The following is a 19,472-nucleotide window of genomic DNA, read 5'->3' on the forward strand; positions in this document are numbered from 1 at the left end:
GGGCTTTGTCGTATCAATTAGCCTGACCTCGCGGATATTTCCAACTTACCGCCGTCCGATGGCGACGAGGCCAGTGGCGCGAATAGTATAGAGACCCGTTTGCTAATTTTTAGCTATCCGTGCCTCATTAGGTGTTCACGTCTAAATTGTTACTCATGCTTGATCATGACATGGCGAACAATCGTGTAATCCTCAAGCCCGTACACCGACATATCTTTGCCATAACCAGACTGTTTTTGCCCACCGTGCGGCATCTCGCTGACCAGCGTGAAGTGGGTATTGACCCAGGTGCAACCATATTGCAGACGAGCACTGAACCGATGCGCGCGGCCGACGTCCCGGGTCCAGACAGAAGATGCCAGTCCGTATTTCGAATCATTCGCCCACGCCAGTACCTGGTCTTCATCATCAAATACGGTCACGCTGACCACCGGACCAAAAACTTCCCGCTGCACGATGGCATCTTCTTGCTTTGCCCCGGCCAGCAGCGTTGGGGCAAAGTAGTAGCCTGCGCCGTCCACTTTTTTACCCCCGGTGATAACCTTGATATGCCCCAGGGCTTTGGCCTCATCGACCGCTTTGGCCACGCGATCAAGATGTGCCTGCGAACTTACCGGTCCCAGCTCCGTCGATTCGTCGTTCGGCGCGCCAATTTTCAGGCTGGCAACCGCCGCGCCAAGTTTCTCAACCAACGCGTCATAAATGCCTTTCTGGGCATAGATTCGACAAGCGGCGGTACAGTCTTGTCCGGCGTTGTAATAACCAAAGGTTCGCACGCCGCTCACTACCGCATCCAGATCCGCATCATCAAAAATGATGACCGGGGCTTTGCCGCCCAGTTCCATATGTGTGCGCTTAATTGAAGACGCGGTATGCTGGATAATGTGTTCGCCGGTGGCAATAGAGCCGGTCAATGAAACCATGCGGACCTTTTCATGTCCGGTCAGCGGATCGCCCACGGTTTTTCCACGGCCAAACAGCACGTTGACAACGCCTGCCGGATAAATATCTTTGGCAAACTCGGCCAGTTTAAGCGCCGTCAATGGGGTAATTTCCGACGGTTTAATCACCACGCAGTTCCCCGCCGCCAGCGCCGGAGCCAGTTTCCACGCCGCCATCATCAGCGGGTAGTTCCACGGCGCAATGGAGGCGACCACGCCCAGCGGATCCCGGCGAATCATTGACGTATGCCCTTCCAGATACTCTCCGGCGGCCTGTCCTTGCAGGGTGCGGGCCGCCCCGGCAAAGAAGCGGAAAACATCGACGATGGCCGGAATTTCATCGTTGAGCACGCAATGCAGCGGCTTACCGCAGTTGAGCGATTCCAGCTCAGCGAAGGTTTGCGCGTTATCCGCGATAGCATCCGCCAGTTTCAGCAGTAACTCGGAACGCACTTTCGGTGTGGTTTGTCCCCAACTGGCAAAGGCACTGTCGGCCGCACGGACCGCGGCATCAACCTGCGTGGCTGAGGCCTCGGCAATCTCCAGAATGCATTCACCAGTTGCAGGGTTATAGACTGGCTGCTTTTCACCTTCACCGTTGACCAGCTCGCCATTAATCAGTAATTGATGTTGCATAGCAATTTCCCATATCGTCGTTTATTTACCGTTTCCGGCGAGAGTGTCGCCTTCACGCGTTAGCCACCAGGCCCCTAAAATTGGCAGTGTAGTCACCAGCATTACCAGCAATGCCACAACGTTGGTGACAGGCACATCCCGTGGACGACCCAGTTGATTGAGCAGCCACAAAGGAAGTGTTCTTTCATGTCCGGCGGTGAACGTTGTCACGATGATTTCATCAAATGACAAGGCAAACGCCAGCATTCCGCCCGCCAGCAGTGCCGATGCCAGGTTCGGCAGCACCACGTAACGAAAGGTTTGCCAGCCGTTGGCGCCAAGATCCATAGACGCTTCAACCAGACTCCATGAGGTACGGCGAAAACGCGCCACAACGTTGTTAAATACCACCACCACGCAAAACGTCGCATGCCCCACCACGATCGTGAGAAAACCCGGTTCCAGGTTGATGGTTTTAAACGCCGTCAACAGCGCCAGACCGGTGATGATCCCCGGTAACGCGATTGGCAACAGCAGCAACAGCGATATTGCACTCTTGCCAAAAAAGTCCCTGCGCCACAGCGCGGCAGCGGCCAGCGTCCCCAGAACGAGAGCAATAGCCGTCGACAACGCAGCGATTTTAAGTGACAACGTCACAGACTCCAGAATATCGCTACGCTGCGCCGCAACGCTAAACCACTTCAGCGTCAACCCCTGCGGTGGAAAACTAAAAGCAGCCTCCTCAGTATTAAAAGCATAGGTGGCGATGATGAGGATGGGAAAGTGCAGGAAAATAACCCCGCCCCATGCCGCCAGTTTGAGTAACCAGGGTGCGCGTTCAGAGTGCATCGAAAGCTCCCAGACGCTTCACGAACGCCAGATACAGCGCGATTAACACAATCGGCACCAGAGTAAATGCCGCCGCCATCGGCATATTGCCGATCGCCCCTTGTTGCGAATACACCATGTTGCCGATGAAATACCCCGGCGGTCCCACCAGTTGCGGCACGATAAAATCGCCCAACGTCAGAGAGAAAGTAAAGATAGATCCCGCCGCGATACCGGGTATTGCCAGCGGAAGAACCACATAGCGGAAGGTTTGACGCGGGCGCGCGCCCAAATCAGCGGAAGCCTGTAACAGTGACGGCGGAAGCCTCTCCAAAGCGGCTTGTACCGGGAGGATCATAAACGGCAACCAGATGTAAACGAACACCAGAAAGCGCCCTAACCCTGAGGTCGACAACGTATTGCCGCCGACAGCTGGTAGCGTCAGGAACGAAAGCAGCAGCGGCTCCAGCCCAAGATGGGTTAAAAACCACTGCGCCACACCGTCTTTCGCCAACAGTAACGTCCACGCGTAGGCTTTAACAATGTAACTGGCCCACATCGGCAGCATCACCGCAATGTAAAAAAAGGCTTTCATTTTGCCGCTGGTATAGCGCGCCATATACCACGCCATCGGAAACGCCAGAATCGCGCTGGCAATGGTGACCGCTATCGCCATCGTCAGAGTACGTAAAATGATGTCGTAGTTGGCGGGATTAAACAGCGCCTGCAGATTCGCCAGCGTCAGGTCCGGCGTGACCGACATGGTGAAATCGTCGAAGGTATAAAAACCTTGCCACAACAGCGTCAGCAGTGAGCCAAAGTAGACGATGCCAAACCACATCAGCGGCCCGAGAAGCAGTAAAAACAGCCCCAGCCCCGGGTTACGCCAGAAGAAACCGGAAATCTTGTTCAGATTTGTCGGTTGCGATGGCGAATGTAAGACGTTCATAGCCATTCACCTCTCCTCAACCAACGGCACCATCACGTCGCGTGACCACGATGCCATCACCTGCTGACCCGGCGACAGCGTTGACGGCAGCATTTCTCCCGTCAGGTTCGCCTGGCTCACCAGTAATTTTTCACCGCCAGCCAGTTTCAGTTCAAACCGTGTCGCCGCGCCCTGGTACTGCACCGCCTGGATGACTCCCGGAGCCTGGACGTCTCCCCCGGCATCATTCAACCGAATGTATTCCGGACGCAGGGAAAACATTCCCTGTAGCCCGCAAACGTTCGCTGACATCGTGGCATCAAAGACATTGGACGTCCCGACGAAGCTCGCCACAAACGGTGTCCGTGGACGCATGTACAGTTCACGCGGAGAATCCACCTGTTCGATACGACCGTTATTAAACACCGCCACACGGTCAGACATCGACAGCGCTTCGCCCTGATCGTGAGTGACAAAAATGAAGGTGATACCGAGAGATTGCTGTAACTTCTTCAGCTCTAATTGCATCTGTTCGCGCAACTTAAGATCCAACGCCCCGAGCGGCTCATCCAACAGCAGAACGCGCGGTTCATTGACCAGCGCCCTGGCAATCGCCACGCGCTGACGTTGTCCGCCGGAAAGCTGTGACGGTTTGCGCTCATGAACAAAACCGAGTGCAACTTTATCAAGCGCCTCACGGGCTTTGGCGTGACGCTGTTTTTTATCAATCCCTTTGACCATCAGCCCGTAAGCGACGTTGTCGAGGATCGACATATGTGGGAATAGCGCGTAGTCCTGAAATACCGTATTGACGTCCCGCTCCCAAGGGGGCAATTCGCTGGCCTGTTTTCCAAAAATGGTGATTGCGCCGCCTGAAAGCTGCTCGAACCCAGCAATCAGGCGCAGACAGGTGGTCTTGCCGGAGCCGGATGGCCCCAGCATTGAGAAAAACTCCCCGTCGTTAATCGCAATACTCACTCCATCAACTGCACGAACATCCCCGTACAGACGCGAGACGTTATGAAACTCTACTGCGTACGTCATAAAACCCCCAGCGGAATTAACGACCGCCCATAATGGCGATGTAATCCTGCGTCCAGCGACTGTAAGGAACGAATTTTCCGCCTTCCGCAATTGGCGTTTTCCAGAAAGCGATTTTGTCAAAGTAGCTATAACCGTTGGTTTCACAGCCCTTTTCACCCAGCAGTGGGCTGGCTTTACATCCTTCAGGCACCACTGGCAGAGAACCAAACCAGGCCGCTACGTCGCCCTGTACTTTCGGGGTTAATGACCAGTTCATCCATTTGTAAGCGCACACCGGGTGTTTCGCTGCACTGTGCAGCATGGTGGTGTCAGCCCAGCCGGTAACTCCTTCTTTTGGGAAAACCGTGGCAACAGGCTGCCCTTCAGCTTTCAGGGCGTTAGCCTGATAAGGCCAGGCGCTGGATGCCACCACGCCTTCGTTTTTGAAGTCACTCATTTGCACAGTGGTATCGTGCCAATAACGATGAATTAGCGCATGTTGATCGCTTAGGACTTTGATAACCGCCTGGTACTGTTGTTCGGTGAGTTGGTAGGGGTCGGTGATGCCTAATTGCGGCTGGGTGGCTTTAACGAATAACGCGGCATCGGCAATATAGATCGGACCATCATAGGCCTGCACACGTCCTTTATTGCTTTTTCCATCCTCGAGTTTTTGCTCAACAAACACCACGCTCCAGCTATCCGGCGGCGTTGGGAAGGTTTTGGTGTTATACATCAGCAAGTTTGGTCCCCACTGATACGGGGTGCCGTACACTTTTCCGCCAACGTTAAACCACTCGCCTTTCACCACGCGTGGATCGATAGTTTTCCAGTTTGGGATCAGCGCGGTGTTAATCGGCTGCACGCGTTTACCCATAATCAGACGCAGTGAAGCGTCGCCGGACGCGGTCACCAGGTCGTAGCCGCCTTTTGCCATCAGGCTGACCATCTCATCCGATGTGGCCGCCGTTTTAACATTGACCGCGCAGCCGGTATCTTTCTCAAACTGCGAGACCCAGTCATATTGTTTATCGGTTTGTCCGCGTTCGATATAACCCGGCCAGGCAATAATATCCAGGCGGCCTTCTGGTTTATCTAATGATGTCGGGGGTTCGGCTGCCTGTGCAGTCATCAGCGTCATACTGAGCGCACACAGGCTACTGAGGGCAAATTGCTTGCTCATAACATCTTACTCCTGTCTAAAAAATATTGAGCGGCAGCCTTGCCGTAAATATATGTCCTTTCCTAAAAATAGTCGGGGTGTGCTAAGCGTTCCTGCTGGCGCAAGGAAATTTAATCAGGTTGTGAGCTAACGCTCATTACGCTACTGATTCAGACTGGGTGTTTTAATCTTCTGGAGTATAGACAAGGAGTTAGCTGCAAAGGTGGCAATAGTTAGAACTATTGATTTTTTGTATGGTAGCACCCGATATAAATAACATCAGGGTTCGGTATTCTCTATTTCGAAAATAAGAACGCACTATTCTTTTATATTGAATAGCGCGTTACATTTTATTTCATCATGTCGCGAATTAATTTTCCAAGCTGTTTCACCGCCAGTTCCTCGCGTTCCCCCCAGTGCCATGCGGTATTAAAGCGAAAGAAACGTGTCCAGCTTCCCGAGGTTGAGAACATTTTTCCCGGCGCAATGCTGATGTGGTGCGCTAGCGCTTGCGTACTGAGCTCTCCCGCATCCAGCGGTTCCGGCAGTTCGAGCCACAGAAAATAGCCGCTGTCGTTGTGGTGAATTTTGACCTCCGCCGGAAGATGGCGCAGTAGCGTTTGCCAGGCCTGCTGTTTGCGTTCCGCAAGCTGACGGCGTAAACGACGCAAATGCGCGTCATAGCGTCGTGTTGACAGATAGTCGACGAGTGCAAGCTGCATGGGAGAACTGGTGGATAAGGTGCTCATTAGCTGGAGTCGCTGAATGCGCCGGGCATGTTTCCCCGCCGCCACCCAGCCAATGCGAAATCCGGGCACCAGGCATTTTGAGAATGATGAGCAATGCAGAACGCTATCGCTGCGATCCCAGGCTTTAGCGGGGAGCGGTTTTTCCCGGCCAAAGTAAAGTTCGCTATAAACATCATCTTCAATCAGCATCACATGATATTTCTCCAGTAATGCAACCAGATGCGCTTTTTTCTCTGCGCTGAGCGTAAACCCCAGCGGATTTTGGCTGTTGGTCATCAACCAGCACGCTTTTACCGGATACTCCTGCAACGCCTGCTCCAGCGCGGCCAGATCGATCCCCTCTTTGACATCAGTGGCAACAGACAGCGCCTTCAGACGTAATCGCTCCAGTGCCTGCAATGCGCCATAAAAACAGGGGTTTTCGACAATCACCCAGTCCCCCGGTTCAGTGACCGCCTGCAGACTCAGGTTGAGAGCTTCAAGCGCACCGGTGGTGATCACAATTTCGTCAGGTGAAATGGTCATTCCCTGTTGGGCATAGCGACGGGCAATGGCATGGCGCAATTCATGATTCCCCGGCGGCAGGTTTTCAATCACGCTCATAGCCGTGGCCGTTTTACTCACCTGCGCCAGCGAGCGGTTTAACTGCTGAAGGGGAAACAAACGCGGGTCAGGGAATGCAGAGGCAAATGGCATTACTGACGCATCCCGGCTGGCCTGCAGCATATCAAAAATGTAGGTGTTGATATCCACCGCTTCGTCGCGCATCACCTGCACCTGAGGTGCTGCAGAATGACGTTCAGGGCGCGCGGCAACATAATAACCCGACTGGGGCCGGGCAATAATCCTCCCCTGGCTTTCCAGCAACTGATATGCGTGGCCAACGGTCATAAAACTCATCCCGCTACTGACCACCTGCTCACGCAATGAAGGCAGACGATCGCCGGGTTGCCATACGCCAGACGCGATTTGATCGCGAATTTGCTCTGCCAGTCGCTGGTACTTTTTCATCTTTCGTCCTGATTACCGGTGTTGGTGACAACCACTATATATATCAGTTTACATAATCAAGATATTTTTTATAACTGTTATGGTTAACAGTTTTACAACATCGTTACCGACAGTTCTTTTCCTAAAGCGCGGGCAGCTATCTGCACAGCATCAATTTTTGTCGCGTGCTTTAAATCGAATAAACGGGTGATTTCCTGCTTAGGCCTGCCGATCCTGTTTGCCAACTCCTGCTGGGTAATATTCGATTCAAGGAAGGCATTTAACAACAGAACCTTAGACGCAACGCTCAGTGGTATTTCCACATAGTCAGCGCCAGCGACAACCGCTGAAGGCAAAGGAATCGGTTCGTTATCGTCGAAATAGAATTCAAAAGCGGTGACCAATGCGGCCTGCGCAGCCTGCAAAGCATCATGGCGAGTTTCTCCCTGAGTCAATGCTTCAGGAATATCCGGAAAAGACACCATGAACCCACCTTCCACGGCGGGTATTAGATTAACGGGATAACGCATAATTTTCTCAAAATTTCTCATATAGTCAGCCTTATAGAGATGATGATTACTGTAAGCCAAGCTGCTTTTGGATCGCTTTTCGCAGGGCCTCTTTTATCTCATCACCAGGATGCCTGGGCACAACGCTACGTCTTCCCTGATACCTCAACTTCAGATGATTTGAGCCGTTTGTAACTTTAACTCCCTGAGATTCAAGCCAGCGTCTGAACTCACTTTGCTTCACTGCGCCTCCCTGTCGTCTATTATATACACAAAGTAAACATTTATGATTACTTTTTTGATTGTGTTGCTATTAATAACGCAAAATCACTAGCGTGGGGAGGACGCTATTTAATAACAGGAATCCAGCTTCCAGATTTCATATCAGCCATGCCAACCTATAACAGAGCGACAACTGTTATGGTTAAAAAGAACTGTTCTGTTTCTGCCCTCCATTGCTTCCCAGGCTTAGAATTGCGCCAAATCAATTTTGCCTGCGGAGTTAAGCATGTTCGGTCTTGACGCGTTTCACCTGGCGAGGATCCAGTTCGCGTTTACGGTATCCTTCCACATTATCTTTCCGGCCATTACCATCGGCCTCGCCAGTTATCTGGCAGTGCTCGAAGGGCTGTGGCTAAAAACGAAAAATCCCACCTGGCGCTCGCTATATCATTTCTGGTCGAAAATATTCGCCGTAAACTTTGGTATGGGCGTGGTTTCCGGGCTGGTGATGGCCTATCAATTCGGCACCAACTGGAGTGGTTTTTCCGAGTTCGCCGGGAGCATCACCGGACCGCTGCTGACCTATGAAGTGTTAACCGCCTTTTTCCTCGAAGCGGGTTTCCTGGGCGTAATGCTGTTCGGCTGGAATCGCGTGGGGCCAGGCCTGCACTTCTTCGCGACCTGTATGGTTGCGTTGGGTACCATTATTTCTACCTTCTGGATCCTCGCCTCCAACAGCTGGATGCAGACGCCGCAAGGCTACGAAATCGTTAATGGTCAGGTTGTTCCCGTCGACTGGTTCGCTGTTATTTTCAATCCTTCATTTCCTTATCGTTTGCTGCATATGTCCGTTGCCGCCTTCCTCAGCAGCGCGTTATTTGTCGCCGCTTCTGCGGCGTGGCATTTGCTGCGCGGAAACAATACGCCGGCTATTCGCGCTATGTTTTCGATGGCGCTGTGGATGACATTAATCGTCGCCCCGCTCCAGGCATTGATTGGTGATATGCACGGTTTGAATACGCTGAAACACCAGCCGGCCAAAATTGCGGCGATTGAAGGGCACTGGGAAAATCCGCCCGGTGAACCCACTCCGCTATTGCTGTTCGGCTGGCCGGATATGGAACAGGAGCGTACCCGCTATGGACTGGAAATCCCGGCGCTGGGCAGTCTGATCCTGACCCACAGTCTGGATAAACAAGTCCCGGCCCTGAAAGAGTTTCCTAAAGAAGACCGGCCCAATTCAACCATGGTGTTCTGGTCGTTTCGCATTATGGCAGGGCTAGGCATGCTGATGATCCTGCTGGGCGCGATCGCCCTGCGGCTACGTTACAAGCAGCGGCTATACACCTCACGTCCTTTCCTGCGTTTTGCATTATGGATGGGTCCCTCCGGTCTGATTGCCATTTTGGCTGGCTGGGTAACCACTGAAGTTGGCCGTCAACCGTGGGTGGTCTACGGTCTGCAACGTACCGCGGATGCCGTTTCCGCGCATGGCGATTTACATATGAGCATCAGCTTGCTGTCATTCTTTGTGGTGTACAGCTCCGTATTTGGCGTCGGTTACAGCTACATGATCCGCCTGATCCGTAAAGGGCCACAGGAACATGAACCGTCAACGCCGCCATCCGGCACGCCTGCACGACCGCTTTCTGCTGCAGTTCTCGATTCTCAACCGGAGGCTCACCGCTAATGGGTATCGATTTATCAGTTATCTGGTTTGTCATTATCGTGTTCGCCACGTTGATGTATATCGTGATGGACGGTTTCGATCTCGGTATCGGCATTTTATTTCCTGCTATTCAGGATGCGGATGACCGTGATGTGATGGTGAATAGCGTCGCCCCCGTGTGGGACGGCAATGAAACGTGGCTGGTACTGGGCGGAGCCGGACTATTCGGCGCTTTCCCCCTGGCCTATGCGGTGATTGTCGATGCGCTGACGATCCCACTCACCCTGATGCTGCTCGGCCTGATTTTTCGCGGCGTCGCTTTTGAGTTTCGCTTCAATGCCACGCCGGCACATCGACCATTCTGGGATAAAGCTTTTCTCGGCGGTTCAATTCTGGCGACATTCACTCAGGGCATCGTAGTAGGTGCAGTACTTAACGGATTTTCTGTCACCGGACGCAGCTACAGCGGCGGCCCTTTCGACTGGCTGACCCCGTTCACGCTGTTCTGCGGTGTTGGCCTGGTCGTAGCTTACGCCCTGCTGGGGGCCACATGGCTGGTGATGAAAAGCGAAAATCCGTTGCAGGATAAAATGCGCCGTGTGGCCAAAAAACTGCTGCTGGCGATGCTGGTTGTTATCGCCATTATCAGCCTATGGACGCCGCTGGCGCACAGTGCGATTGCCGAGCGCTGGTTTAGCCTGCCTAACCTGTGGTTCCTGATGCCGGTTCCGCTGCTGGTGGTGTTGATCAGCATGTGGTTGTGGCGCTCGCTGGACCAACAGCACAGCCATGCACTGCCCTTTGTTTTGACGCTGGGATTGATCTTCCTTGGGTTCAGCGGTCTGGGGATCAGCATATGGCCGCATATCATTCCGCCATCCATTACGCTCTGGCAGGCGGCAGCGCCTGCGCAAAGTCAGGGCTTTATGTTGGTTGGCGCACTACTGATTATCCCGATAATCCTGGTGTATACCTTCTGGAGCTACTACGTTTTCCGCGGCAAAGTTCAACATGGTGAGGGGTATCATTGATGCAACAATCAATCTGGAAACGCCTGATGTGGCTGGTGATCCTCTGGGGCGGCAGCGTGCTGGCCCTGGCCGCCGTCGGTATGTTCTTTCGTTTACTGATGACGGCTGCTGGCTTTAAGTCCTGATACCCTCCCTGAAAACAACCGGGCAGCGCGATGCTACCCGGTTGTAACAAATCCCAACGTTGACCAAACAAAAATGCAAAAAACATCTCATTCGCAAAACAGAGATTGCCATTTCCCCGATTAAAATATTGAATAGTCACCTGGCGAAATTATCGCCACTTTCGCTGCTAACGTACCAGAGGGTTCACGATGTTTAAGAAAGGGTTAACGGTGTTATTGCTGGCCAGCGCGCTTTTTTCGGGTCAACTTCTCGCAACCAATCAGGGACATGAGTATCTTCAGGTGCAGGATGCCGATCACGTATTACGGCACACCGCCGACAGCGATGAACTGCGCGTGACGGCGGAAGAATCCGCCGCCGATCTTCGCGAACATCATTACTGGCAAAAATCACGCAAACCTGATACTCACCAGGGTTAAGGTTTACGCTTTGGCAATGTTTTCATCAGTTCTTCGGGACTGACGGAAGCGACGATGCTGCCCGGCAACGGCATTTTCAGAATATGATGTTTCATCTTGCCGATTACATGCATTTCGCACGGTCGGCAATCAAATTTCAGCGTCAGAACTTCATCGCCGTTTACCAACTGCATCGGTGTCGCTTTCCAGCTCTTGATGTTTCCTTTCGCCTGTTTCGGACACAGGTTAAATGCAAAACGCAGACAATGTTTGGTGATCATCACCGGCACATCGCCCTTTTCTTCATGCGCTTCATAGGCCGCATCAATCAACTGAACGCCATAACGGTGATAAAACTCACGCGCTTTATGGTTGTAGACGTTTGCCAGGAAGCTCAGATGCGTTTGTGGATACACCGGCGCCGGCTGTGACACCGGTTTGCGACTGCCGCGCTGATAGTTTTGCAAACGCGCCGCATCCAGCATGTCGACAGCTTCACGTCGCAGTTGATTGAGTTGACCGTTTGGCACAAACAGCGCCCCCGGGAGATTAACCTGAATATCGCGGGCGTAATAAAGCGTTTGTCCAAGTTTGGCCAGACCATCCTGCAGGTTGCTTAACGCTTTTTCCGCATTGTTCGCTTCGTCAAAGTGGCCGTCCAGCGTATGCGTGATGCTCACCCCCTCTTCACTGGTGAGCGTCAGGATCAACTGCTCCTGCCAGCCGCCCAGTTCAATATCAACCGCGATACGACGTTCGCTGGAGGTTTTGGTTAACGCCTGCTGCCAGTTATGATCGAGATTACGGTTCAGCGGATGATGCGCACGAACTTTGTGCAAATCGGCTGGCATTTCATTCGGCCATACCCGATATCGATTGTGCCCCGTTTTTTCAACGGTATTGGCACGGAAACCTACCACCTCACGCTTGATTAACACGTTCAGACCATCGCCGTTCGCCAGCGGCTCGGTGACCTCAACATCCAGATGATCTTTCGCGACCTTCAGGACTTCACCAACCGGCAGACCAATGAATTTTGGCGAGTCAAACGCGCCGATATCGCCCTTACGCGCATTGACAAAATAATCGGTGCTACCGCGATGGAAGGTTTTTTCCGTGGAGGGGGTAAAGAAATGTTCAGTGCGTCCGGCTGATGAACGGGCAAGGTCGCCGCGCTCTTCAATGATGGCGTCGAGCATTTGACGATAATGCGCGGTAATATTCTTCACATAGCTCATGTCTTTGTAGCGCCCTTCGATTTTGAAAGAGCGCACGCCTGCATCAATCAACGCGCCCAGGTTGGCGGTCTGATCGTTATCTTTCATCGACAGCAGGTGTTTTTCATAGGACACCACGCGCCCCTGATCGTCTTTCAGGGTATACGGCAGACGGCAAGCCTGGGAACAGTCGCCGCGGTTAGCGCTACGTCCGGTTTGCGCATGTGAAATATAACACTGACCTGAATAGGCAACGCACAACGCACCGTGAATGAAAAATTCAATGGTCGCGTCCGTGGCCTGGTGGATGGCGTTAATTTGCTCAAGGCTCAGTTCCCGCGCCAGGACAATCTGGGTAAATCCGACATCAGACAGAAACTTCGCCTTCTCGACGCTGCGAATATCACACTGCGTGCTGGCATGCAGCTCAATGGGGGGAATATCCAGCTCCAGAATCCCCATATCCTGCACAATCAGAGCATCAACACCGGTCTGGTACAGATCGGTAATTAATCGCTGTGCGGGCTCCAGTTCATCATCGTGCAAAATCGTATTCAGCGTCACAAAGATTTTCGCCCCGAAGCGATGAGCGAATGGCACCAGTTCGGCGATATCTTTCAGGCTGTTGCTGGCGTTATGACGCGCGCCAAATCCCGGTCCGCCAATGTAAACGGCGTCTGCGCCGTGCAGAATGGCTTCGCGCGCAATGGCGGTATCCCGAGCCGGGCTTAACAATTCAAGGTGATGAGGTTGCTGGCGCATACAGTTGTTACCATCCACAAGCGGTAAAAATGGCGGCTATTGTAGTCACAAGCGCGGCATTTCGGAATAGTTTTCCCGATCAACTGCGCGGGTAATGGATCAGCGAATGAAAGTGAACCGTTTGTTCACCGCTGTTACGGTAACTATGGGCCGTATCGCCGGCAAAACGGACACCTTCACCGGCTTTAATGGTACGCCATAGACCATCAATGCACATATCCAGCAGTCCACTAATCACCACTACGTGCTCTATAACACCGCTTTCGTGTGGCGTGGATTCACTAAGCGCGCCGGGCGCCAGCAGTATCGAAAAGTGATCGAAACACAACTGAGGATCCCATGGGAACAGCGGCGTGACGACCATCGCCTGGTGTTGGGGATCGAAAGACGGCGTGCCGTCTGACTCAGGAGGCGAAATAAACGTTGAAAATGGGACATTCAGCCCGGTGGCGATTTTCCACAATGTCGCCACTGTAGGGCTGGATTCATTGCGCTCAATCTGCCCCAGCATCGCTTTTGACACGCCGGTTTCCTCCGCCAGACGCGAGAGACTCCATTCCCGCTGGTGGCGCAGCGTTCTGAGCGTCGTCGCCAGATAGTGAGTTAAGTTATCCATATTTCTCCTCCTTCACCCTTCCTTCTCAAGGCTACAGCTTAGCACTTGTACGCTATAACGCACAGTGCTACAGTGACTGACCGTTATAACGCACACGGAGTTGCTATGCGCACATTTTCAATCCCTCTGCCTACCGTGCTATCAGGTTTTGTCGCGGTGCTGGTCGGTTATGCCAGTTCGGCAGCCATTATCTGGCAAGCGGCGCTGGCCGCAGGTGCGACGACAGGGCAAATTGCGGGTTGGATGACCGCGCTGGGAATAGCGATGGGCGTTAGTACGCTGGCGCTGACATTATGGTATCGCGCCCCTGTTCTCACTGCATGGTCAACGCCCGGCGCCGCACTGCTGGTTACGGGCCTGCAAGGGGTAACGATTCAGGACGCGATCGGTATTTTCATCGTGGCTAACGCCTTAATTGTGCTGTGCGGCGTAACCGGACTCTTTGCCCGACTGATGAAAATAATCCCCCACTCGCTGGCGTCAGCCATGCTGGCCGGGATCCTGCTACGCTTTGGCCTGCAGGCGTTCAGTAGCCTTAATAGTGAGCTTATCTTATGCGGTAGCATGCTGGTGGCATGGTTAGCGTTTAAAGTCATTGCCCCACGGTATGCGACAATCGCCGCGATGCTGATAGGTATAATCATCGCGCTGATAAAAGGTGACATTGTCACTAATGAGGTAAGTTTATCTCCAGTGTTACCTGAGTTTATCGCCCCGCATTTCTCATTTGCCCACAGCATTAGCATCGCCCTCCCGCTGTTTCTGGTCACCATGGCCTCGCAAAATGCACCTGGTATCGCCACCATGAAGGCGTCAGGTTATGCGTTACCCGTTTCACCGTTGATTGTCTTTACCGGTCTGCTGGCGCTGCTGTTTTCCCCTTTTGGCGTCTATTCCATTTGCATTGCCGCCATAACCGCGGCAATTTGCCAAAGTTCCGAAGCGCATCCTGATGCAACGCGACGTTGGCTTGCCGCGGCGGCGGCGGGTGTCTTCTATCTTTTGGCAGGGGTTTTTGGCGGTTCGGTCACCGGACTGATGGCGGCCTTGCCCGTAAGCTGGATCCAAATGCTGGCGGGCCTGGCGCTGCTTGGCACGATTAGCGGCAGCTTATACCAGGCATTACATCATGAATCCGAGCGTGATGCGGCTATCATTACTTTTCTGGTCACTGCCAGTGGCCTGACGCTATGGGGGGTTGGGTCTGCATTTTGGGGGCTGATCGCCGGAGGTGTGTGCTACGCGGTGTTTACTTTATTTCGCCGCACGTAACTGCGTTGGCGTTTTACCCGTCACCTGCTTAAACCGGTTGCTGAAATGGCTCGCTGAACTGAACCCGCAAGCCATCGCAATATCCGACAAACTGCGGGAAGAATGACAGACCAGATGCTGGGCTAATACCATACGTCGTTGCATAACGTACTGATGCGGCGCCATATTCATTGACTGGCGAAACATTCTGGCAAAATGGAACTCACTCAGCGCCGCCTCACTTGCCAAATCGCTCAGGGTAATGGGGTACGCCAGATGCGCTTCTATGTAGGCCAGCACATTGCGCAATGTGGCAGGCGCAAGTCCCCCGGTGACAACGGGCAACTGCCATTGGACGTTGCTGTAATGCTGGATCAGATGCGTGAGCAGTAGCGAAGACGCGGCGCTGAGCGTGAGATGGTTGGCCGGTTGTTGCCAGTCATTCCCGAGTAAAAACTGACGATAAACCGCTGTTATCCCCGGATCGCTGCCAAACGTATGCTCATCCAGCGTGAAGCTATAAGGGCTTTTGTCCCAGACTTTTTCACCCACTTCGCGCAAATGGCCGTCCGTACAATAGAGATGAACAAAGGAAAGATCGTCACGAATATCCCAACTGGATTCGCTCTCTTTCGGCATCAGGCAAAAACGGTCCGGCCCACCGCCATTCTTCCAGCCGCCGGCCGTCTTGTGGTAACTCTCGTAACCATCGGCGATGTATAAGCTGAGGGTATGGTGATCGCAATACTGGGTAATGGTATCACGCTTATTTGACCAGGCCGCCAGTTGGATCCCTGAATGTAACGCAACCGACTCGTGCAGCACGGCATTGTGTTTGCGTAAGTTTTCAAAGGCACCGTAGGGCTGAGACATACCATCACATTCAAAATAAGTTAGCAGGCTTTCAGTCTATATCAGCTACATATTGTTAACAGCTTCCTTTTCACATTTGCGCGAAAAAAAGCGCAAGATTTTGCAAGTCCACCGCAATCTGATGAAAGCCCCCTGCTACCCAACGTGACACAGTGTGCGCCTGAAGACCAAAAAGAGAGAGTTGTATGAACGCGCTATTGTATTGCCTGGTGGTTGTGATTTGGGGAACGACATGGATTGCCATTTATCTGCAACAAGGACCGGTTTCAGCGCCGGTTTCTATCTTTTGGCGCTTTGCCGTTGCCAGCTCGGTAATGATAATAATCCTGTTGGTTAGCGGTAAATTACGCAAACTATCTGGTCGTGACCATCTGTTTTGTCTGTTACAAGGCGGATGCGTTTTTTGCTTTAACTTTTGGTGTTTTTATACGGCTGCGGCGTGGATTAACACGGGCCTTGAGTCGGTGATTTTCTCGATGGCCGTCCTGTTCAATGCGGTCAATAGTTTTCTGTTTTTCGGCCAAAAACCGCCGATGCGCTTTTATATTGCCGCCGGTCTCGGTCTGACTGGCATTGTCACCCTGTTCTGGCAGGACTTGCTCAACAGTGGGTTCAACCATTCACTTCTGCTGGGCATCGGCTTAAGCGCTCTGGGAACCTTTGGTTTTTCATTGGGCAACATGATAAGTCTGCGCCATCAGAAAAAAGGGCTGGAAGTATTGACCACCAATAGCTGGGCCATGTTATACGGTACATTGCTGATCGCCGCTATTGCGCTGGTGCGTGGCGATGACTTCACTCCGCAGTGGACTTTCAGCTATCTTAGCGCACTGCTGTACCTGGCTATTTTTGGTTCGGTGATTGCCTTTGGCGCCTATTTCACACTGGTCGGTCGCATTGGTCCCAGTAAGGCTGCATACAGTACGCTGCTTTTCCCTCTGGTCGCACTGACGCTGTCAACATTGTATGAAGGGTATATCTGGCAGGTAAATGCGATTGTGGGATTAGTATTGATTTTGCTGGGGAATCTGGTGATGTTTGCCCGACCAGAAGCGCTGATGGGTAAGCTCGTATATCGTCGCCGAACGGCATAAAAAAAACGCACCATCCTTAGATGGTGCGTTCATCATTATTATTGTGTTTTTTTGTTCACGTCAAACATGGAAGCATCAGTCGCCATGTCATCAACAACTTTCTTCAACGTTTCGAACGCCATCGGCGTGCTTTCGTTGTTCAGATCTTTACCTTCACCCTTACGTACAACTTTAATGACCGGTTTATTGGTCGCCGCATCAATCAACTCACCCTCGAAGTAGAGGTTGGTATCCATGGTACGGTGGCCCGTTGCCATTTGCGTTCCCGCAACCAGCAGCGCAACCGGGATCACTTCGTAGAACTGCAGCCCTTCTTTACTGGTCGCTACACCGGTAATTGCCCCGCGGAAAATCAGGCTACGTGGCCCAGGGGTAGTCACCAGGGGTTTACGTTTACTGATTGCGGATTTCAACTGTGTATTGGTGTAGGTCAGTAGTTGATCAAGAACCTTCTGCCCTACCTGCGTAGTAGGTTTAGGAACCGGATAATACGTTACCGGGTTATATACAATGTTGTCATATTTGGATTCGTTGTAGTTCGGGTCAACCCAACGGAGTACCGTTTGTCCGGTTGCCGATTTTGTTTCCTTCAGATCAGAGTAATTTTTTAAAAACCCAGAATATTTATCCGGTTCGGTCACTTTTGACGCACAGCCGGATAATGCCAACAAGCCAGTAAGCACTGCAACTTTAAATAAAGTATGAGTACGCATGAAACGATCCCTTTAGTTTTCGCAATGATGCCTAAAAAGAATAGCAAAACAGATTCATTTTGGATGCACTAAAAATGGTAAGGACCGCACAATTTTATCTTTGCGCTCAACATAAAAAATGCTGAACGCAGAGAGAGTTAACCCAGACAGGAGCTTCAGACAGTTTTGCGTGCCAGCATAGTGGCAAAGCGCAGTTTAATGCGATTACCATTTTCATCCGTACGATGAAGTTCACCCACGTCTTCGTTGTATTTCAGCAGATCCCACCCGCTGTAATAGTTGCGTAATTCACCCGCTTTAAACGCAAACGGAAAACCAACAGTGCACGGGAAATCATCAGTGTCCATTGCCGCAACGATTAAATTATATCCGCCTGGCTTCGTGCAGCGCTGCATATTATCTATCAGTCCCGGGATAGTTTTAGCCTCAAGGAACATCAGCACAACGGTAGAAAGAATAAAATCATATTCGCCATCAAAGCGTAAGGCGTTAAGATCCGCGACTTGCGCATGCAGGTTGGTCAGTCCTTCCGCCGCTTTAATGCGCTCAAGGTTCGCTATGCTCATGGGGTTTTTATCCCATGCGGTAACGTCATAGCCGTTTGCCGCAAGGTACAGGCTGTTACGACCATTACCGCAGCCCAGATCTAATGTTTTACCTGGCGCGACCACTTTTGCCGCTTCAACAACATCGGAATGCGTACGGGTTAAATCGTATTTCTCAGTAAAGTAGTTTTCGTCGCAATGAGTCATCATTTATCCTCAGATTTCAGTAATGCAGCACGTTCTGTGCGGATAAGCAGCTTTCCCTGCAGCAGCAAAGCAAGCGTACGTATCAGTAATAATGCAATGATAAAATTGGTAAAAATAAACAGAGGGATAGACAGCGTATGAAAAAATCCTGATTCGCTGCCGTGTCCCAGATGCAGGCCCGTCGTCGCCAGGGCCGACACGCCAAACGAGAAGCTCCAGAACGAGGCATTAAATGGTTGCGACAGGTACCATGGCATGAGACGTAGCATAAACAGAAGTTGCAGCAGACCATAGCCGAACAGCATTTTGGCTAACGTATCCCCCTCACCGCCGTTGACGCTAAGCCAGGCGCTGCAAGCAACCAGCGCGGGCGCCAGTTGAATGCCAAGCGAAGTCCGTAAGACCGCTGGCAGTTCCCCGCAGCTACGTAAACGTTGCAGGATCACCGGTTCCAGGCTGAGCCAGGAAAATACGCCAGCCCCCAAAAACACCATTCCGGCATCATTGAAACCAAGCGCACCACAGGCCATTGCGCTGATAAAGTTATTGGCGACGGTCGGCAGATACAGACCCGGCGTGGTGGCTTCCTCTGGATGCGCTCCACGCCATAATCCTGCCGTTTGCCAGGCCGCGTACGCCAGTTGTATCACCACGCCAATGCTGAATAACCCGATCGCCAGCGGTCGATACCAGGGAACAAAGCCAATGGCTACCAGCATGGTTGTGGCCGGAAACAGACTGACAAAGCTACTCATCACCGGGTGACGAATTTCAGCCAGTACGCTGTGCGGGAAGTGCAGCAAGCGATACATAAAAGCCAGCGTCAGCAGCCCCCAAATGGCCATGGCGAGAATCACTAAACCGTCGCCAATCCAGTGGCTCACCGGCCAAATCTGGCTGGCATAGCGCCAGGCGAATCCCATCCCGATAGTACCCAGAACCATGCCAAAATAACCGGCCGGAAGATTGAGGACCCGTTCACTCTGTTTGCTCTTACTCATTT

At 52.3% G+C, this 19,472-nt stretch carries 20 protein-coding genes; 6 read left to right on the forward strand and 14 right to left on the reverse strand.

Going from position 1 to position 19,472, the window contains the following annotated elements:
• Positions 1-149: 149 nt before the first annotated feature.
• The 8 genes from patD to FOB24_RS13675 all read right to left on the reverse strand — a co-directional run bounded on the left by patD (position 150) and on the right by FOB24_RS13675 (position 7,989).
• Entirely contained in the window at positions 150-1,577 is a 1,428-nt protein-coding gene (patD, locus tag FOB24_RS13640) for an aminobutyraldehyde dehydrogenase (protein ID WP_038640724.1), read from the reverse strand.
• Positions 1,578-1,598: 21 nt separating this feature from the next.
• On the reverse strand, positions 1,599-2,405 hold the full coding sequence (locus FOB24_RS13645) for an ABC transporter permease (protein WP_003020204.1): 807 nt from the start codon (positions 2,403-2,405) through the stop codon (positions 1,599-1,601).
• Positions 2,395-3,339 carry an ABC transporter permease gene (locus FOB24_RS13650; protein WP_069324933.1) on the reverse strand — a complete coding sequence of 315 codons (945 nt, stop codon included), beginning with the start codon at positions 3,337-3,339 and terminating at the stop codon, positions 2,395-2,397. Before FOB24_RS13650 ends, FOB24_RS13645 begins: the two co-directional genes overlap by 11 nt.
• Positions 3,340-4,356 carry an ABC transporter ATP-binding protein gene (locus FOB24_RS13655; RefSeq protein WP_150345055.1) on the reverse strand — a complete coding sequence of 339 codons (1,017 nt, stop codon included), beginning with the start codon at positions 4,354-4,356 and terminating at the stop codon, positions 3,340-3,342.
• A gap of 16 nt (positions 4,357-4,372) precedes the next feature.
• Complete coding sequence (gene ydcS / locus FOB24_RS13660; protein ID WP_150345056.1) at positions 4,373-5,518, reverse strand: putative ABC transporter substrate-binding protein YdcS; 1,146 nt, start codon at positions 5,516-5,518, stop codon at positions 4,373-4,375.
• Between the two features lie 329 nt (positions 5,519-5,847).
• Positions 5,848-7,257 (reverse strand): aminotransferase-like domain-containing protein, encoded by a 1,410-nt coding sequence (locus FOB24_RS13665; protein WP_069324935.1) that lies wholly within the window; start codon positions 7,255-7,257, stop codon positions 5,848-5,850.
• Positions 7,258-7,349: 92 nt separating this feature from the next.
• Positions 7,350-7,766 (reverse strand): type II toxin-antitoxin system HicB family antitoxin, encoded by a 417-nt coding sequence (locus tag FOB24_RS13670; RefSeq protein ID WP_087856629.1) that lies wholly within the window; start codon positions 7,764-7,766, stop codon positions 7,350-7,352.
• Positions 7,767-7,812: 46 nt separating this feature from the next.
• Positions 7,813-7,989 (reverse strand): type II toxin-antitoxin system HicA family toxin, encoded by a 177-nt coding sequence (locus tag FOB24_RS13675; protein ID WP_150345057.1) that lies wholly within the window; start codon positions 7,987-7,989, stop codon positions 7,813-7,815.
• Positions 7,990-8,253: 264 nt separating this feature from the next.
• Here FOB24_RS13675 and FOB24_RS13680 point away from each other — a divergent pair, with 264 nt between their 5' ends.
• From FOB24_RS13680 to FOB24_RS13695, 4 genes are all read left to right on the forward strand, one after another.
• Complete coding sequence (locus FOB24_RS13680) at positions 8,254-9,657, forward strand: cytochrome ubiquinol oxidase subunit I (RefSeq protein WP_085048164.1); 1,404 nt, start codon at positions 8,254-8,256, stop codon at positions 9,655-9,657.
• Positions 9,657-10,667 carry a cytochrome d ubiquinol oxidase subunit II gene (gene cydB, locus FOB24_RS13685; RefSeq protein WP_087856574.1) on the forward strand — a complete coding sequence of 337 codons (1,011 nt, stop codon included), beginning with the start codon at positions 9,657-9,659 and terminating at the stop codon, positions 10,665-10,667. Before FOB24_RS13680 ends, cydB begins: the two co-directional genes overlap by 1 nt.
• Positions 10,667-10,792, forward strand: a complete 126-nt coding sequence (locus FOB24_RS13690; protein ID WP_064507023.1) for a DUF2474 domain-containing protein — start codon at positions 10,667-10,669, stop codon at positions 10,790-10,792. Before cydB ends, FOB24_RS13690 begins: the two co-directional genes overlap by 1 nt.
• Positions 10,793-10,981: 189 nt before the next feature.
• Positions 10,982-11,212 (forward strand): DUF2554 family protein, encoded by a 231-nt coding sequence (locus FOB24_RS13695; RefSeq protein ID WP_038640744.1) that lies wholly within the window; start codon positions 10,982-10,984, stop codon positions 11,210-11,212.
• On the opposite strand, the gene FOB24_RS13700 is transcribed toward FOB24_RS13695, so the two are convergent.
• Together FOB24_RS13700 and FOB24_RS13705 are read right to left on the reverse strand one after the other, a co-directional pair.
• The gene (locus FOB24_RS13700) at positions 11,209-13,170 is read right to left on the reverse strand and encodes a peptidase U32 family protein (RefSeq protein ID WP_110498016.1); all 1,962 of its coding nucleotides are present in this window, start codon (positions 13,168-13,170) and stop codon (positions 11,209-11,211) included. The genes FOB24_RS13695 and FOB24_RS13700 overlap by 4 nt on opposite strands.
• 79 nt (positions 13,171-13,249) lie before the next feature.
• Positions 13,250-13,786, reverse strand: coding sequence for a helix-turn-helix domain-containing protein (locus FOB24_RS13705; protein WP_042308263.1), 537 nt, complete (start codon positions 13,784-13,786; stop codon positions 13,250-13,252).
• 105 nt (positions 13,787-13,891) lie between these two features.
• Between FOB24_RS13705 and FOB24_RS13710 the strand changes: the two genes are divergently transcribed.
• A complete protein-coding gene (locus FOB24_RS13710) occupies positions 13,892-15,058 on the forward strand; it encodes a benzoate/H(+) symporter BenE family transporter (protein WP_150345058.1) in 1,167 nt (388 codons plus the stop codon).
• Here FOB24_RS13710 and FOB24_RS13715 read toward each other — a convergent pair.
• Positions 15,041-15,910, reverse strand: a complete 870-nt coding sequence (locus FOB24_RS13715; RefSeq protein WP_085048160.1) for an AraC family transcriptional regulator — start codon at positions 15,908-15,910, stop codon at positions 15,041-15,043. The two genes, FOB24_RS13710 and FOB24_RS13715, sit on opposite strands and share 18 nt — an antisense overlap.
• A 185-nt stretch (positions 15,911-16,095) precedes the next feature.
• Between FOB24_RS13715 and FOB24_RS13720 the strand changes: the two genes are divergently transcribed.
• A complete protein-coding gene (locus FOB24_RS13720) occupies positions 16,096-17,004 on the forward strand; it encodes a DMT family transporter (protein ID WP_085048159.1) in 909 nt (302 codons plus the stop codon).
• A gap of 38 nt (positions 17,005-17,042) precedes the next feature.
• Here FOB24_RS13720 and FOB24_RS13725 read toward each other — a convergent pair whose 3' ends face one another.
• The 3 genes from FOB24_RS13725 to tehA form a co-directional block, all read right to left on the reverse strand.
• The gene (locus FOB24_RS13725) at positions 17,043-17,717 is read right to left on the reverse strand and encodes a DUF3313 domain-containing protein (protein ID WP_085048158.1); all 675 of its coding nucleotides are present in this window, start codon (positions 17,715-17,717) and stop codon (positions 17,043-17,045) included.
• Between the two features lie 155 nt (positions 17,718-17,872).
• Positions 17,873-18,469, reverse strand: a complete 597-nt coding sequence (gene tehB / locus FOB24_RS13730; protein WP_085048157.1) for a tellurite resistance methyltransferase TehB — start codon at positions 18,467-18,469, stop codon at positions 17,873-17,875.
• Positions 18,469-19,470 (reverse strand): dicarboxylate transporter/tellurite-resistance protein TehA, encoded by a 1,002-nt coding sequence (gene tehA, locus FOB24_RS13735; protein ID WP_085048156.1) that lies wholly within the window; start codon positions 19,468-19,470, stop codon positions 18,469-18,471. Before tehA ends, tehB begins: the two co-directional genes overlap by 1 nt.
• Positions 19,471-19,472: the final 2 nt, after the last annotated feature.

It is taken from the genome of Citrobacter werkmanii, assembly GCF_008693645.1.
In the GTDB taxonomy this organism is placed as follows: Bacteria; Pseudomonadota; Gammaproteobacteria; order Enterobacterales; family Enterobacteriaceae; genus Citrobacter; species Citrobacter werkmanii.